Annotated in this window: 17 protein-coding genes; 14 read left to right on the plus strand and 3 right to left on the minus strand. The window is 57.0% G+C overall.

Annotation, left to right across the window (positions count from 1 at the left end):
- Positions 1-129: 129 nt before the first annotated feature.
- The 5 genes from ffh to rplS all read left to right on the plus strand — a co-directional run bounded on the left by ffh (position 130) and on the right by rplS (position 3,642).
- Entirely contained in the window at positions 130-1,506 is a 1,377-nt protein-coding gene (gene ffh / locus AB5Y92_RS06055; RefSeq protein ID WP_005340391.1) for a signal recognition particle protein, read from the plus strand.
- 177 nt (positions 1,507-1,683) lie between these two features.
- The gene (gene rpsP, locus AB5Y92_RS06060; RefSeq protein ID WP_005340392.1) at positions 1,684-1,932 is read left to right on the plus strand and encodes a 30S ribosomal protein S16; all 249 of its coding nucleotides are present in this window, start codon (positions 1,684-1,686) and stop codon (positions 1,930-1,932) included.
- Positions 1,933-1,956: 24 nt separating this feature from the next.
- Positions 1,957-2,478, plus strand: a complete 522-nt coding sequence (gene rimM, locus AB5Y92_RS06065) for a ribosome maturation factor RimM (protein ID WP_005340394.1) — start codon at positions 1,957-1,959, stop codon at positions 2,476-2,478.
- 34 nt (positions 2,479-2,512) lie between these two features.
- Positions 2,513-3,262: a tRNA (guanosine(37)-N1)-methyltransferase TrmD gene (gene trmD, locus AB5Y92_RS06070; protein ID WP_005340400.1), complete on the plus strand. Its 750-nt coding sequence runs from the start codon at positions 2,513-2,515 to the stop codon at positions 3,260-3,262.
- A gap of 32 nt (positions 3,263-3,294) precedes the next feature.
- Positions 3,295-3,642, plus strand: a complete 348-nt coding sequence (gene rplS / locus AB5Y92_RS06075; protein WP_005313505.1) for a 50S ribosomal protein L19 — start codon at positions 3,295-3,297, stop codon at positions 3,640-3,642.
- Between the two features lie 108 nt (positions 3,643-3,750).
- Here rplS and AB5Y92_RS06080 read toward each other — a convergent pair whose 3' ends face one another.
- Entirely contained in the window at positions 3,751-4,074 is a 324-nt protein-coding gene (locus AB5Y92_RS06080; RefSeq protein ID WP_005348910.1) for an isoamylase early set domain-containing protein, read from the minus strand.
- Positions 4,075-4,154: 80 nt separating this feature from the next.
- Complete coding sequence (gene mutH / locus AB5Y92_RS06085) at positions 4,155-4,829, minus strand: DNA mismatch repair endonuclease MutH (protein ID WP_338772584.1); 675 nt, start codon at positions 4,827-4,829, stop codon at positions 4,155-4,157.
- Between the two features lie 733 nt (positions 4,830-5,562).
- Between mutH and rppH the strand changes: the two genes are divergently transcribed.
- The 8 genes from rppH to AB5Y92_RS06125 all read left to right on the plus strand — a co-directional run bounded on the left by rppH (position 5,563) and on the right by AB5Y92_RS06125 (position 13,161).
- The gene (gene rppH, locus AB5Y92_RS06090) at positions 5,563-6,090 is read left to right on the plus strand and encodes an RNA pyrophosphohydrolase (protein WP_005340421.1); all 528 of its coding nucleotides are present in this window, start codon (positions 5,563-5,565) and stop codon (positions 6,088-6,090) included.
- Between the two features lie 14 nt (positions 6,091-6,104).
- On the plus strand, positions 6,105-8,384 hold the full coding sequence (ptsP, locus tag AB5Y92_RS06095) for a phosphoenolpyruvate--protein phosphotransferase (RefSeq protein ID WP_164537729.1): 2,280 nt from the start codon (positions 6,105-6,107) through the stop codon (positions 8,382-8,384).
- 67 nt (positions 8,385-8,451) lie between these two features.
- Positions 8,452-9,276: a prolipoprotein diacylglyceryl transferase gene (gene lgt / locus AB5Y92_RS06100; protein WP_031227775.1), complete on the plus strand. Its 825-nt coding sequence runs from the start codon at positions 8,452-8,454 to the stop codon at positions 9,274-9,276.
- Positions 9,276-10,070 (plus strand): thymidylate synthase, encoded by a 795-nt coding sequence (gene thyA, locus AB5Y92_RS06105; RefSeq protein ID WP_005340427.1) that lies wholly within the window; start codon positions 9,276-9,278, stop codon positions 10,068-10,070. The genes lgt and thyA overlap by 1 nt, the downstream gene beginning before the upstream one ends.
- Positions 10,071-10,293: 223 nt before the next feature.
- A complete protein-coding gene (nhaA, locus tag AB5Y92_RS06110) occupies positions 10,294-11,484 on the plus strand; it encodes a Na+/H+ antiporter NhaA (RefSeq protein ID WP_005348917.1) in 1,191 nt (396 codons plus the stop codon).
- The gene (locus AB5Y92_RS06115; RefSeq protein WP_021230961.1) at positions 11,481-11,888 is read left to right on the plus strand and encodes a hypothetical protein; all 408 of its coding nucleotides are present in this window, start codon (positions 11,481-11,483) and stop codon (positions 11,886-11,888) included. Before nhaA ends, AB5Y92_RS06115 begins: the two co-directional genes overlap by 4 nt.
- Positions 11,875-12,807 carry a transcriptional activator NhaR gene (gene nhaR / locus AB5Y92_RS06120; protein WP_005340434.1) on the plus strand — a complete coding sequence of 311 codons (933 nt, stop codon included), beginning with the start codon at positions 11,875-11,877 and terminating at the stop codon, positions 12,805-12,807. The genes AB5Y92_RS06115 and nhaR overlap by 14 nt, the downstream gene beginning before the upstream one ends.
- A gap of 51 nt (positions 12,808-12,858) precedes the next feature.
- On the plus strand, positions 12,859-13,161 hold the full coding sequence (locus AB5Y92_RS06125; protein WP_013724128.1) for a metalloregulator ArsR/SmtB family transcription factor: 303 nt from the start codon (positions 12,859-12,861) through the stop codon (positions 13,159-13,161).
- Between the two features lie 49 nt (positions 13,162-13,210).
- On the opposite strand, the gene rpsT is transcribed toward AB5Y92_RS06125, so the two are convergent.
- Positions 13,211-13,474, minus strand: a complete 264-nt coding sequence (gene rpsT, locus AB5Y92_RS06130; RefSeq protein ID WP_005308808.1) for a 30S ribosomal protein S20 — start codon at positions 13,472-13,474, stop codon at positions 13,211-13,213.
- 191 nt (positions 13,475-13,665) lie between these two features.
- Between rpsT and murJ the strand changes: the two genes are divergently transcribed.
- Positions 13,666-15,228, plus strand: coding sequence for a murein biosynthesis integral membrane protein MurJ (gene murJ / locus AB5Y92_RS06135; protein WP_005348927.1), 1,563 nt, complete (start codon positions 13,666-13,668; stop codon positions 15,226-15,228).
- Positions 15,229-15,236 lie beyond the last annotated feature (8 nt).

The raw sequence follows: 15,236 nt of genomic DNA on the forward strand, positions 1-15,236 counted from the left end.
TGTGCAACGGCCGATCTGCCCATATATAGGGAGAAGGTCCCTGCTGCTGCGGTGCGGTGAATAATCGTCCTCGCGCCCGCTCTGGGTTATAATGCCCCCAATTTATTACGCCAAGAACCGGAATCCGTCATGTTTGAGAATTTGACTGAACGACTCTCGCGCACCTTGCGCAATGTCAGTGGCCGTGGTCGCCTGACCGAAGACAATATCAAGGAAACCCTGCGTGAAGTCCGCATGGCGCTGCTCGAGGCGGATGTCGCCCTGCCGGTCGTGCGTGATTTCGTGGCGCGTGTCAAAGAGCGCGCAGTCGGGCAGGAAGTGGCCAAATCCCTGAGCCCGGGCCAGGCATTCATCAAGATTGTGCACGGTGAACTGGTCACAGTAATGGGTGAGGCCAACGAACAGCTCAACCTGGCTGCCCAGCCGCCTGCGATCATCCTGATGGCCGGTCTGCAGGGGGCCGGTAAGACCACCACAGTTGGCAAACTGGCCAAGCTGCTCAAAGAGCGCAGCAAGAAGAAGGTGCTGGTGGTCAGTGCTGACGTTTATCGCCCAGCAGCGATCAAGCAGCTGGAGACCCTGGCGAGCGACATCGGCGTCGACTTCTTCCCGAGCGATGCCAGCCAGAAGCCGGTCGATATCGCCACCGCAGCCATCGATCAGGCGCGCAAGAAATTCTATGATGTGGTGATCGTCGATACCGCCGGTCGTCTGCACGTTGATAGCGAGATGATGGCCGAGATCCAGGATCTGCATGCCACCATCAAGCCGGTCGAGACCCTGTTCGTGGTGGATGCCATGACCGGCCAGGATGCCGCCAACACCGCCAAGGCGTTCAATGAAGCGCTGCCGCTCACCGGTGTCATCCTTACCAAGGCGGACGGCGATGCCCGTGGTGGTGCTGCCCTGTCGGTGCGTCACATCACCGGCAAGCCGGTCAAGTTTATCGGTATGGGTGAAAAGACCGATGCGCTGGAGCCGTTCCACCCGGATCGTCTTGCCTCCCGTATCCTCGGTATGGGCGATGTGCTCTCTCTGATCGAGGAAGTCGAGCGCAACGTCGATAAAGAGAAAGCGGCCAAGCTGGCCAGCAAGGTCAAGAGCGGCAAAGGCTTCGATCTGGAAGATTTCCGCGAGCAGCTGGCCCAGATGCGCAACATGGGCGGCATGATGGGGATGCTCGACAAGCTGCCCGGCATGTCCGGGCTGCCGGATAACGTGAAAGATCAGATGGATGACAAGCTCACCGTGCGGATGGAGGCCATCATCAGCTCCATGACGCCCAAGGAGCGTGCCCACCCCGATCTCATCAAGGGTTCCCGCAAACGCCGTATCGCCGCAGGCTCCGGCATGCAGGTGCAGGACGTGAACAAGCTGCTCAAGCAGTTCACCGAGATGCAGCGCATGATGAAGAAAATGTCCGGTAAAGGCGGCATGCGCAAGATGATGAGCCAGATGAAGAACATGATGCCCCCCGGTTTCGGTGGCGGTCGCGGCCCGTTCTGATCCGGCCTGCGTGTTGATGGGGGTCTGTTGCGGCAGGCCCCTTTTCATTGCCGCTCTGCGCAAAAAATGGCTGGCTTGGTTGCAATTATTACGAATCCAAGTAGAATTACGCGGCTTATTTTAAGCTAGGGTCCGCGTGTTTGCGGGCCTTGTTCATTAGATGTTAATGAGGACGATATGGTAACCATTCGTTTACAACGTGGTGGCGCGAAAAAGCGTCCGTTCTACCAGGTAGTAGTTTCTGACAGCCGTTGCGCCCGTGACGGTCGCTTCATCGAGCGCGTTGGTTTCTTCAACCCGGTTGCTGCTGGTCAAGCTGAAAAGCTGAACCTGGACCTGGCTCGTATCGAGCATTGGGTTGCTACTGGTGCCGCTGTTTCTGACCGCGTTGCCAAGCTGATCAAAGACGCTAAAAAAGCTGCTTAATCAGCCCAACGGTAAGGAGTTAAGGTGGAAAAACCTGTAGTTCTGGGCACCCTGGGTACCGTTTATGGCATCAAGGGCTGGCTTAAAGTGAACTCCTTCACCGATGTTGCCGAAGCGATTTTCGATTACAACCCCTGGCTGATTAATCAGAACGGGGCGTGGCGTGAAATTCGGGTTTCATCCTGGAAACGTCACAACAAGGGTCTGATCTGCAAACTCGATGGTATCGATGTGCGCGAAGATGCCCTGGCATTGACCAATGTCGAGATTGGCGTACCCGCCGATCTGTTGCCTGCGTTGCCTGAAGGTGAGTTCTACTGGCGTGACCTGATTGGTTGCTCCGTGGTGACCACCAAGGGATACGACCTGGGCAAGGTGACCGAATTGATGGAAACCGGCTCCAACGATGTGTTGGTGGTTGAGGCCAATGTAAAAGATGCCTTTGGTGCAAAGGAGCGGTTGATTCCGTTCCTGGAAGAGCAGGTGATCAAGAATATTGATCTGACTGCTCGAACAATCGAAGTTGATTGGGATCCTGGTTTCTAGTTTCCCGCGCTAACACGGGTGCCGGAGGTTTCTTATGTGGATTGGGGTTATTAGCCTCTTCCCTGAAATGTTCCGAGCCATTACCGAGCACGGGGTAACGGGTCGGGCCGTCAAGAGTGGCCTGCTGCAGATTGAGTGCTGGAACCCCCGGGAGTTTACCCACGATAAACACCGTACGGTTGATGATCGTCCTTATGGTGGTGGGCCCGGCATGTTAATGATGGTTCAGCCGCTGCGTGACGCGATTCATGCAGCCAAGCAAGCAGCGGGAGACGGGGCGAAAGTCATCTATCTCTCTCCTCAGGGACGCAAGCTGACTCAAGCGGGCGTAACCGAGTTGGCGACGAATCAGAAACTGATTCTGGTAGCCGGTCGATACGAAGGTATCGATGAACGCGTGATACAAACCGAAGTCGACGAAGAGTGGTCTATCGGGGATTACGTGTTAAGTGGTGGCGAGTTGCCTGCCATGACCCTGATCGATGCGGTTTCGCGTCTGGTCCCCGGGGTTTTGGGCGATCAGGCCAGTGCCGAGCAAGACTCCTTTACGGATGGCTTGCTGGATCATCCCCACTATACTCGGCCGGAGGTGTTGGATGGATTGGCGGTGCCCGAGGCGCTGACAAGCGGCAATCACGAAGTGATTCGACGCTGGCGTCTCAAGCAATCGCTCGGACGAACCTGGCAAAGAAGGCCGGAACTTATTAACAACCTAGCTCTGACTGACGAGCAAGAATCACTTCTTGCCGAGTATGTCCGCGAAGTGCGTGACAGCGTTAAGTAGAGTTTTCAGTTTATCCTAGGTAAGGAAAGACAATGAGCAAGATTATTCAGCAGCTTGAACAAGAGCAACTGCGTACCGACATCCCGGCTTTTGCCCAGGGCGACACTGTACGTGTTCAAGTTCGTGTTAAAGAAGGTGGTAAAGAGCGTCTGCAGGCTTTCGAAGGCATCGTTATTGCCAAGCGTAACCGCGGTCTGCACTCTGCTTTCACCGTTCGCAAGATCTCCAACGGCGAAGGTGTTGAGCGTGTATTCCAGACTCACTCTCCGCTGATCCACAGTGTAGAACTGAAGCGTCGTGGTGATGTTCGCCGCGCCAAACTGTACTACCTGCGCAACCTGTCCGGCAAAGCTGCTCGTATCAAAGAGAAGCTCAACTAATTCGATTCGAATTGGTGTCGGTATGTCGGCAAATAGCTCGACAGGTAGTGAAAAGGCTCGCCAATGGCGAGCCTTTTTTGTATCCGTCAATTGGTTATCTTGCTGCCATTACTGGATCACTCGCACCACCGAGTTGTCACGCCCGAAGGGGCCTGGCACATAGTCGTCTGCTGCCCAGTCATTCTCGTAGAGGGTTTCCCCTGCCGGGGTGATGAGCTGGTAGCAATATTCGAAGTAACCCGGGCCGTCGGTCGGCAGATTGAGGGTGGCTTTGAATTCGCCGCTCTTCATGCGTTTCAGCTCGACCGGTTGCCACTGGGTGAATTCGCCGATCAGCATCACCTGTTCCGCTCCTGCAGCCGCCTCTTTCTCTACGGCAAAGGTCACCTTGACCTCGGGCTTGGACTTTAAAAACTGTTTGATCAGTGGCATGACGCCTCCTTGTCTGTGAGTTAAAAATGGCTCCTGTCTATTTTTATACCACCATATGACAAAGATGTTGATAAGGCAGATCAAGTCGGCAAGGCAAAATAGCGTTGCAGCAAACTGTGGGTAAAGTCGATCTTGAGATAGAAGCCACGGGGCAGGGTCATGATGGGTTGACCATCGCGGCCGATAGCGCGAGTCAGCGCCTTGTTGTTGGCCGCCTTGGGCCGCAGTTGCATCACCTGGCCGTGGCGGGCGCTGATCTGCTCCACTTCTCCCAGCACTATCATGTCCATCAGCTCCTCCCAGTCCTGACGCAGTAGCCGATCTTCCTCTTCATTCGGGCTCCACATCAGCGGCATACCGACCCGCCGCTCGCCAACCGGGATCTCCCGACTGCCTTCCACCGGGATCCAGAGCACCCGGGAGAGCTTGTTGCGCACGTTGGACTCCTCCCAGCGCTGGCCGCTGACGCCGATCAGCGGGGCAACGCAGACGAAGGTTGTCTCCAGCGGTTTGCCCTGAGGATCCACGGGGATCGTCTTGAGCTCGATCCCCAGCTCCGGGAAGTCCTGCTCCGGCTTGCTCCCGGCGCTGGCCCCCAGTTGCAGTTCGATCAACTGGCCGACCCACCCCTTGTCACGGCGCAGGTCTTTGGGCACCACAACGCCAGCCTCGGCGGCCAGCTGTGCCAGCGTGAAGCCGGCCATGGCATAGGCGCGGCTCAATAACTCCTGCTCGGATTGGGGATTGCTTGGCATAGTTGGCTCCATCTTGCTCGCCATATTCTAACAGGGGAGGATCCCGAGAAGGATCGCTGTTTTTATAACCGATCCTGAGTGGATAAGATCAAATGCAGAGAATTTGGGGGCTATCAGTTCATCCTTGTGATTTTAAAGGATTTTGTCTGTTTTATCGAGCAGTAAGCCAGGTCTGGTTTGACCTCGAAATAGTTGTCCAAGGGTTTGTGCATGATGTTACACACAGTTATCCACAGAAATCTTGGATAAGTGGATGAAAGTGGTTGGAGTCGCTGATATGTTACAAAAAATTGTGAATGCCCCCCCATTTTTACCGGGTAAACGGGGTAGATATTGTGCCACTCCTGTGGATAATTTCGCCGCGGTGGATCTTTGAGCAGTTGAACTTGTTCACAATCCGGATCATGGATCTGACTCTTGGTGGAACATGGATCTAGATCCAGTTGTTTTATCTCAAGTTTATAAAAAATAATGATTTTTTATATTTTGTGCCGAGTGGTGATACGGAGAGGCACTTTTCGCGTACAGTTAAAAAGTACTGTATATACCCGTTTGCTAACAGCTTTATGCACAGCCTGGGTGGGCAACTTGGGGGCGTGGATCCTTGGATTTGTTTATAAGTATGTTTGAAATTGAAAGTTATTCATGAAACAGGGGATTCACTCCTTGTTTGCTGCCACGGAGTGAATGTGGAACAATCTCCTTATAGATTCAGCCTTTATAAGGTGATCACGTGATTGATGGCGACGGATTTCGTCCCAATGTCGGTATCGTGATCTGTAACCGTGAAGGACAAGTGTTGTGGGCTAAACGCTATGGGCAGCACTCCTGGCAGTTTCCGCAGGGGGGGGTTGATGATGGTGAAACGCCAGAGCAGGCCATGTATCGAGAGCTGTATGAGGAGATTGGCCTCAAGCCCGAAGATGTGACCATCATGGCCACCAGTCGTAACTGGCTAAAATACCGTTTACCCAAACGTCTTGTCCGCTGGGACAGTTCACCGGTCTGTATTGGCCAAAAACAAAAATGGTTCCTGTTACAGCTGAATTCGGGCAAGGAGTCGCGGATCCAGTTCGGCTGTCATGGCCATCCCGAATTTGACGACTGGCGTTGGGTCAGCTTCTGGTACCCGGTACGTCAGGTCGTCTCGTTCAAGCGGGAGGTTTACCGCCGGGTCATGAAAGAGTTTGCCCCGCTGGCGATGCCAGTGCCGGCAGTGCAGGTCAACAAGAAAGATGGGCGGCGCAACCGCGCCCGTTAAGGAGCACAGATTAGTTGTTAACGGAACTGAGACGTATCGTCGAGAGCATGGCCGAGGCCAATACCCTCGAGCAGGCCTTGCAGGCATTGGTGAGCCAGACCCGGCACGCCATGGCAGTGGACTGCTGCTCCGTCTATGTCTCGGAACCCGAGGTGCGCCGCTATCGCCTGGCGGCTACCGACGGCTTGGCCCCGTCCGCAGTCGGCAAGGTGACCCTGCCTTACGAGCAGGGCATCGTCGGTCTGGTGGGTCAGCGGGAAGAGCTGATCAACCTGGCTGATGCCCCCGCGCATCCCAGTTTCAAATTCCTGCCCGATGTCGCCGAAGAGGCATTCCGCTCCTTCCTCGGCGCTCCCATCATGCATCAGCGTCAGGTGGTCGGCATTCTGGTGGTGCAGCAGAAGGAGAGTCGCCGCTTCGATGAGGGGGAAGAGTCCTTCATGGTCACCCTGGCGGCCCAGCTGGCGGCGCGGATTGCCCAGGCGCAGGCCAAGGGGTGGTTGCAGAAGACCGACTGGAGCAAGCCACTGCGTGGTATTGCCGGTGCCAGCGGCATCGCCATGGCCAAGGCCTGGGTGTGGCGGCCCCGTAAGGCGCTCTCGTCCATTACCCCGCGCAAGGATGAAGACCATGCCAGCCAGCTGGCGCGGCTGGAGCTGGCGGTTGAGGAGGTGCGCCACGATCTGGAGAGTCTGGCGCTGCGTTTTCGCGAGAGCTACAGCCAAGATTCGGTGGCGATCTTCGATATCTACCTCCATCTGCTGAACGATCCCGGCTACATCAAGCCGATTCGCAACAAGGTGAGCAAGGAGCACTGGACTGCGGTCTCTGCGGTCAAGCTCATCAGTGATCGCTTGATCGAGCAGTTCAAGGGGATGAAGGATCCCTACTTGCAGGAGCGCTCCACCGACGTGAAGGATATTGCCCAGCGGCTGATCAGCCGACTGGTGCAGAATGAACCGGAACATATCTCCATCGGCGAGCCGGTGGTGCTGGTTGCCGACGAGGTGACTGCTACCATTCTGGCGGAAGTGCCCCGCGAGTATCTGACCGGGGTGGTATCGCTCAAGGGGGGAACCAACTCCCACGCGGCCATTCTGGCCCGCGCGATGGGGGTGGCCGCCATCATGGGGGTTGATCTGCCCCTTGGTGACATAGGTGGTCGCATGCTGGTCGTCGATGGCTACAGCGGCGATCTCTTCATCGAACCCAATCAGGTGATCCTGACCGAGTATCGTCAGCTGCTGAGCGAAGAGCGGGCGCTCGATACCCTGGTGCGCAGCGTCGACAACCTGCCATCCGAGACGGCCGACGGCACCAAGGTCTCTCTGCTGCTCAACGCCGGGCTCAGTGCCGATACCGAGATCTCCCTCAATCAGCTGGCGGACGGGGTGGGCCTCTATCGCACCGAGATCCCCTTTATGCTGCAGGAGAGCTTCCCCTCAGAGTGGGAACAGACTGCCCGTTATCGCGGCATTCTGGAGACCTACCGCAACCGGCCGGTCTGCATGCGGACGCTGGATGTGGGCGGCGACAAGCCGCTACCCTATTTCCCCATCGTCGAGGAAAACCCCTTCCTTGGCTGGCGGGGGATCCGGATCACCCTGGATCACCCCGAACTGTTTCTGGTGCAGCTCAAGGCGATGCTGAGGGCCAGTGAAGGGCTGGACAATCTGGCCATCATGCTGCCGATGATCAGCAGCGTCAGTGAAATCAAGGCCTCCCGTCGTCTGCTGGATCAGGCGTGGCGAGAGGTATCGGAAGAGGCGGCGAGCCGCGATGCAGTGATCCGCTACCCCAGCCTCGGGGTGATGATCGAGGTGCCCTCAGCCCTCTTTATCTTGCCGGAGATGGCGCCGCTCATCGACTTCTGGTCGGTGGGCAGTAACGACCTGACCCAGTACCTGCTGGCGGTAGATCGCAACAATGCCCGGGTTGCCAACATCTACGATGCCTTCCATCCTGCGGTGATCCGCGCCCTGCAACAGCTGGTTGATGCCTCCCATCGCTACCAGAAGCCGGTGTCGGTGTGTGGCGAGCTGGCCGGTGATCCGGTCGGCGTACTGTTGCTGCTTGCTATGGGTTATCGCCGCTTCAGTATGAACACCCACAACATTGCCCGGATCAAGTACGTGCTGCGTCAATCCACCCTGAGCGAGTTGACCGAACTGATGGCCGATGGCCTCAAACATGACAACCCCCATGTACTGCGCGGCCTGTTTGCTCGCTACCTGGAAGAGCACGGTCTCGGCGGTTTGCTGCGAGCCGGTCATAAATCGAAACAGAGTGATTGATAATCATGCCTTGTCCCTGCTGACGAATGATCGGAAAATGCGGCTTTTATTTTGACTGGGGCCGCATATGCAGCACGATGGATATTGGGTTTTCTCGCAGATTGATCCCGTAGCATTCAGTTTGGGACCACTATCGGTACGCTGGTATGGTCTCATGTACCTGTTCGGTTTTGCGTTTGCCATGTGGCTGGCTGGCCGTCGCGCCGATGCACCGAACAGCGGCTGGACCCGCAACGAGGTGTCGGATCTGCTGTTCTATGGTTTCCTCGGGGTGATCCTCGGTGGCCGTGTCGGTTACGTGCTGTTCTACAACTTCGATCTCTTCCTCGCGGATCCCACCTATCTGTTCAAGATCTGGACCGGCGGTATGTCGTTCCACGGTGGGCTGATCGGGGTGATCACCGCGATGATCTGGTTTGCCCACAAGACCAAGCGCCACTTCTTCACCGTGGCCGATTTTGTGGCACCGCTCATTCCGTTTGGTCTCGGCGTCGGCCGGATCGGCAACTTCCTCAACGGCGAGCTGTGGGGCCGGGTCACCGATGTGCCCTGGGCCATCATTTTCCCGGAGGCCGGCCCTGAGCCTCGTCACCCCTCCCAGCTCTACCAGTTCGCGCTGGAAGGGGTGGTGCTGTTCATCATCCTTAACCTGTTCTGGCGCAAGAACCCGCCGCGCGGTGCCATCTCCGGCATGTTCCTGCTGTTCTACGGCCTGTTCCGCTTCCTGGTGGAGTTTGTGCGCCAGCCGGACAGCCAGCTTGGTCTCTACTTCCAGGAGATCAGCATGGGCCAGATCCTCTCCACCCCGATGATTATCGCCGGAGCCCTGATGATCTGGGCCGCCTACAAGCGTCCGCAGTTGTTCGGTAATGCCGTGAAGGAGGCGAAATAATGCGAGCTTATCTCGACCTGATGCAGAAAATCCTCGATGAGGGGACCGTCAAGTCAGACCGTACCGGCACCGGTACTGTCTCCCTGTTCGGCCATCAGATGCGCTTCAATCTGGCGGAAGGTTTCCCGCTGGTCACCACCAAGAAGTGCCACCTGCGCTCCATCATTCACGAGCTGCTCTGGTTCCTCAATGGCGATACCAATACCGCCTATCTGAAGGAAAATGGCGTCAGCATCTGGGATGAGTGGGCCGACGAGAATGGCGATCTGGGGCCGGTTTACGGTGCTCAGTGGCGCTCCTGGCCTGCCGCTGACGGGTCTGTCATCGACCAGATCCAGAAAGCGGTGGATGACATCAAGCACAACCCCGATTCGCGCCGCATCATCGTCTCCGCCTGGAACGTGGGTGAACTGGACAAGATGGCGCTGGCTCCCTGCCACGCCTTCTTCCAGTTCTATGTGGCGGACGGCAAACTCTCCTGCCAGCTCTACCAGCGCAGTTGTGATGTGTTCCTCGGCCTGCCGTTCAACATCGCCAGCTACGCCCTGCTGACCCACATGATGGCCCAGCAGTGCAATCTGGAAGTGGGTGACTTCGTCTGGACTGGCGGTGATGTGCACCTCTACTCCAATCACATGGAGCAGACAGCCCTGCAGCTATCCCGCGAGCCGCGCCCGCTGCCGACCCTGGTTATCAAGCGCAAACCTGACTCCATCTTCGACTACAAGTTCGAGGATTTCGAGATCGAGGGTTATGACCCCCACCCCGGCATCAAGGCGCCCGTCGCCATCTGACAGAAAGGCGCCATGAGGCGCCTTTTTTTATATATAAAAGCATTTAAAAATCTCATTATTGGCTAACTTAGTTGTGAATATGACGCAGGCAAAACCTGTTCTAGGTAGGCCAGTTCTATTTTGCTTTCGATTTTTCCGAGGTTTTTGGCTGCAAGAAACGATTTTCCATTGGTTGTTGCAGGCTATAGACTTAAATTCAAGTAATTTTGTGGAAAAATTAACCATGAGTGACGTAATCAAAAAGTTCCTGAAGCTGGAGGCCGCCTCCGGAATTATTCTGATCATGGCTGCCATGCTGGCAATGATTTTAGCCAATACCGCGCTGGCTGGCGGGTATCAGGCGTTTCTCGACACGCCGGTGCAGGTGCGCATCGCGGCTCTCGACATCAACAAGCCGCTGCTGCTCTGGATCAACGATGGCTTCATGGCGATCTTCTTCCTGCTGGTTGGCCTGGAAGTGAAACGAGAGATGCTGGAAGGGGCGCTCTCGACCCGGGTTCAGGCGACCTTCCCGGCCATCGCGGCGGTGGGCGGCATGCTGGCTCCGGCCTTGATCTACGCCTTTTTCAACTATTCGGATGAAGTGGCGCGCGCTGGCTGGGCGATCCCGGCTGCGACCGACATTGCCTTTGCCCTCGGGGTGATGGCGCTGCTCGGCAAGCGGGTGCCGGTGAGCCTCAAGGTATTCCTGTTGGCGCTGGCCATCATGGATGACCTGGGCGTCATCATCATCATCGCGCTTTTCTATACCCAGCAGCTGTCGCTGGAGGCGTTGGCCATCGGTATTCTGGCAACCCTCACCCTGCTTTGGATGAATCGCCGTGGTGAGGACAGGATCAGCCTCTACATGCTGGTCGGGCTGGTGCTCTGGGTTGCGGTGCTGAAGTCTGGCGTCCATGCGACCCTAGCGGGTGTAGTGGTGGGCTTTATGGTTCCGCTTAACGGCAAGCGTTACGCCTCTCCGCTCAAGTATCTGGAGCATCAGCTGCACCCCTGGAGTGCCTATCTGATCCTGCCGCTGTTTGCCTTTGCCAACGCAGGGGTATCGCTGGAGGGGATTGGTCTCTCCTCCCTGCTGAGTCCGGTACCTATGGGGATCATGCTGGGGCTGTTTATCGGCAAGCCGCTCGGGGTGTTCACCATTAGCTGGCTGTCGGTCAAGCTGGGCATCGCCCAGTTGCCGCCCGGGGTCAACTTCAAGCAGATTTTTGCGGTCAGCATCCTCTGTGGCATCGGGTTCACCATGTCGATGTTTATCGCGTCGCTTGCCTTCGAGCACGGTGGGCTGGATTACGGCAGCTACTCTCGCCTCGGGATCCTGGTGGGCTCCACCATGGCGGCGGTAGTCGGCTATCTGGCCTTGCGCATGGCCCTTCCCAAGGGTGAAGGGGAACAGAGTACGGAGGGACTATGAAGCTGCATACAGGGTTGTTGATGCTGTTGTTGAGCCCCGCGGCCTGGGCTGGCGGGCTGGAGGATTGCAAGCAGGACGCCGCTTCGGCGAACTGCTCTGCCTATCTGAACGGAGTGGTAGACAGTGCCCTGCTGCTGGGGGACAAGCAGGCCAAGGCGCGCTTTGGCGAGACCTTCTCCGAGCGGGCGCTGAGCAGCCGGGCTGGCGAGATGGTCAAGCGCTCCAACAAGCGTTATTGCGCTGACCGGATGCCGGACAAGGCACGCCTCAAGGCTACTCTGATGGAGCAGTTTGGCGCGAACAAGGTTGACTCGGTCAGCGACATGTATGACATTCTGGCGGTTGAACTCAGCTGCTACCGGAGTCCGCGTCAAGCGGGAACCCCATCGGATGTCACACCTTAACTACAACCATCTCTACTATTTCTGGATGACTCAGAAGAAGGGCTCCGTTACCCAGGCAGCGGAAGCCCTTTTTTTGACCCCGCAAACCGTCACCGGTCAGATCAAACTGCTGGAGCAGCGCCTCGGTGGCAAGCTGCTCAAGCGCAAGGGACGCTCCCTTGAGGCAACCGAGCTGGGCCAGCTGGTATTTCGTTATGCCGACAAGATGTTCAGCCTCTCCTACGAGATGCTCGATATCGTCAACTACCGCAAGGAGAGCCAGATCCTGTTCGACGTCGGCATCGCCGATGCCCTCTCCAAGCGCCTTGCCAGCCGCGTGCTGCTCTCTGTCATCCCCAATGATGGTTCCATCCATCTGCGCTGTTTCGAATCGACCCACGAACTGCTGCTGGAGCAGCTGAGCGAACACAAGCTCGATATGATCCTCTCCGACTGTCCAGTGGACTCCAGCCAGCATGCGGGGCTGCTCTCCAAGCGGTTGGGCGGCTGTGGCGTCAGCTTCTTCTGCAAGGCGCCATTGCCCGAAAAGCCCTTTCCCGCCTGTCTGGAAGAGCGCAAGCTACTGATCCCCGGTCGCCGTACTGCCATGGGGCGTCAGCTGACCCAGTGGTTCGAGCAGCAGGGTGTCTCCCCCAGCATTCTTGGCGAGTTTGATGATGCCGCTTTGATGAAGGCGTTTGGCTTCTTCAATCAGGGCATCTTCATGGCTCCTACCATCTATCGGGAGGAGATCCTCGAGGGGGAGGGGGTGATGCTGATCGGAGAGACCCAGGATCTGATGGAGGAGTATTACGTCATCTTCGCCGAGCGGATGATCCAGCATCCGGCGGTGAAGCGGGTCTGTGAGAGCGATTTTACCTTTCTCTTTTCCGGCCAGGAGAACTTCTCCGCCATCCAGCCGGCCACCCTGTCGTTTTAAAACGACCCGTCACCACGTATCATCGGCGATGAGTGGTAGAGGAGAGATGTGATGCAACTTGAAGAGATGGAAGCCAATGCGAGTAAAGCGGTGGCCTTGCTCAAGGCGCTGGCCAACGAGCGGCGGCTGTTTATTCTGTGCCAGTTGCTGGAGCGCGAACTGTCAGTGGGGGAGCTCAACGAGCGGTTGGGATTGAGTCAGTCGGCCTTGTCACAGCATCTGGCGCTGCTGCGGCGGGATGAGCTGGTGACGACGCGTAAAGAGGCCCAGACGGTCTACTATTCGCTGCGCAGCCATGAGGTGCGTGAAATGATCAGTTTGCTGCATCGACTTTATTGCAGCGCAGATAAATAAAAAACCGGCACTAAGGCCGGTTTTTTCAGCTTTGATCAGCAGACGCTGATTAAGCCATAGCTTTGATCTGGGCAGACAGGCGGCTCTTGTGACGAGCAGCTTTGTTCTTGTGGATCAGGCCTTTGGTCGCCATACGATCCATGATCGGCTGAGCAACAGCGAAAGCGGCAGTCGCAGCAGCTTTGTCGCCAGAGGCGATAGCAGCAATGACTTTCTTCAGGTAGGTACGGGTCATGGAACGACGGCTGGCGTTGTGCTGACGGCGTTTTTCTGACTGAAGAGCGCGCTTCTTAGCAGATTTGATGTTAGCCAAGGTAAAACTCCTAAAACTGTCTTAGCGAGTGTATTGAAAAGGCCCGGAAATATGCCCTTCCAACCACATATTGTCAAATGATTTGTGCAAATAAACACCGCCTCCCGGTGGTGTGTCAGTAGGGAGACGGTTAAACTGTCGGCCGATTCTAGCAGCATTCTTTTCATTCTGACAGTTCCAGAGGCCTCGTCTTGAGTAAGAAATTGATCAAATCCGGCATGATAGTGTCCGGAATGACGCTGGCATCCCGCGTAATGGGCTTGGTTCGCGATGTGGTCATCGCAAATCTGCTCGGTGCCGGGGTGGCCGCCGACGTCTTCTTTTTTGCCAATCGCATTCCCAACTTTCTGCGTCGTTTGTTCGCCGAAGGTGCCTTCAACCAGGCCTTTGTTCCCGTGATGACGGAGTACAAGAAAAATGGCGACGAGGGGGAGGTGCGTGAATTGCTGGCGGCGGTAGCGGGCACGCTGGGGGGGATAGTGACTGTGGTCACCCTGCTTGGTGTGCTGGGGTCGGGTGTGCTGACCGCGCTGTTTGGCTGGGGCTGGTTCTGGGACTGGCTGCACGGCGGCCCTGCGGCCGAGAAGTTCGAGCTCGCCAGTCTGATGCTCAAAATCACCTTCCCTTACCTCTGGTTCATCACCTTTACCGCCATGGCGGGGGCTATCCTCAACACCTTCGGCCGCTTTGCGGTCTCGTCGTTTACGCCGGTGTTTCTCAACATCACCATGATTGCGGCGGCCTGGTGGATTGCGCCACTGATGGACAAACCTGAGATCTCGCTGGCGATTGGTGTCTTTTTGGGCGGTTTGGTGCAGTTTTTGTTCCAGTACCCCTTTTTGCGCCAAATCAACATGCTGGTATGGCCCAAGTGGGGATGGAATCACCCTGGGGTAGTGAAGATCCGCACACTGATGATCCCGGCCCTGTTCGGGGTCTCGGTCAGCCAGATCAACCTGCTGGTCAACACCATGCTGGCTTCCTTCCTGGCGACTGGTGCCATCAGTTACCTCTACTACTCGGATCGCCTGCTGGAGTTCCCCCTCGGGCTGTTTGCGGTGGCCATCAGTACCGTGATCCTGCCTGCGCTGGCGAAAAAGCATGTGGATGCAGACCCTGCCGACTTTTCCCGCACCATGGATTGGGGGGTGCGGATGGTGATGCTGCTCGGCCTGCCCGCCATGATAGGCATTGCGGTGATGCGCGAGCCCATTTTGCGAGTACTGTTCATGCGCGGCGAGTTTGGCCTGCATGAAGTGAGCATGTCGAGCGCGAGCCTGCTGGCCTCCACTACCGGTCTGCTCTCCCTGATGCTGATCAAGGTGCTGGCGCCCGGTTACTATGCCCGTCAGGACACCAAGACGCCGGTGCGGATCGGGGTGATGTCGATGATTGCCAACATGGTCTGCAACCTCATCTTTATCTACCCGCTCGGTTACGTGGGGCTGGCGCTCTCGACCGCCTGCTCGGGCACTCTGAATGCGGCCTTGCTGTTCAAGGGGTTGTACCAGCAGAGCGTCTATCGTCCCTCCCGCCATACTGGCGTGTTCTGCCTCAAGCTGCTGGTCGCCAGCGTGCTGATGGGGGGCGTGCTCGCCTATCTGTCGCCGGATCTGGCCCAGTGGGGCGCATGGAGCATGGGTAAGGCCAGTTTGCAGCTGACCATGCTGCTGTCGCTGGGGGCTGCGGTCTATGCAGTGGTACTGCTGCTGCTGGGCATTCGGCCGCGTCACCTTAAATCGGGGCAGCAGTAGTCGTGATC

The organism is Aeromonas sp. R1-1 (assembly GCF_040908495.1).
Taxonomy (GTDB): Bacteria; Pseudomonadota; Gammaproteobacteria; order Enterobacterales; family Aeromonadaceae; genus Aeromonas; species Aeromonas veronii.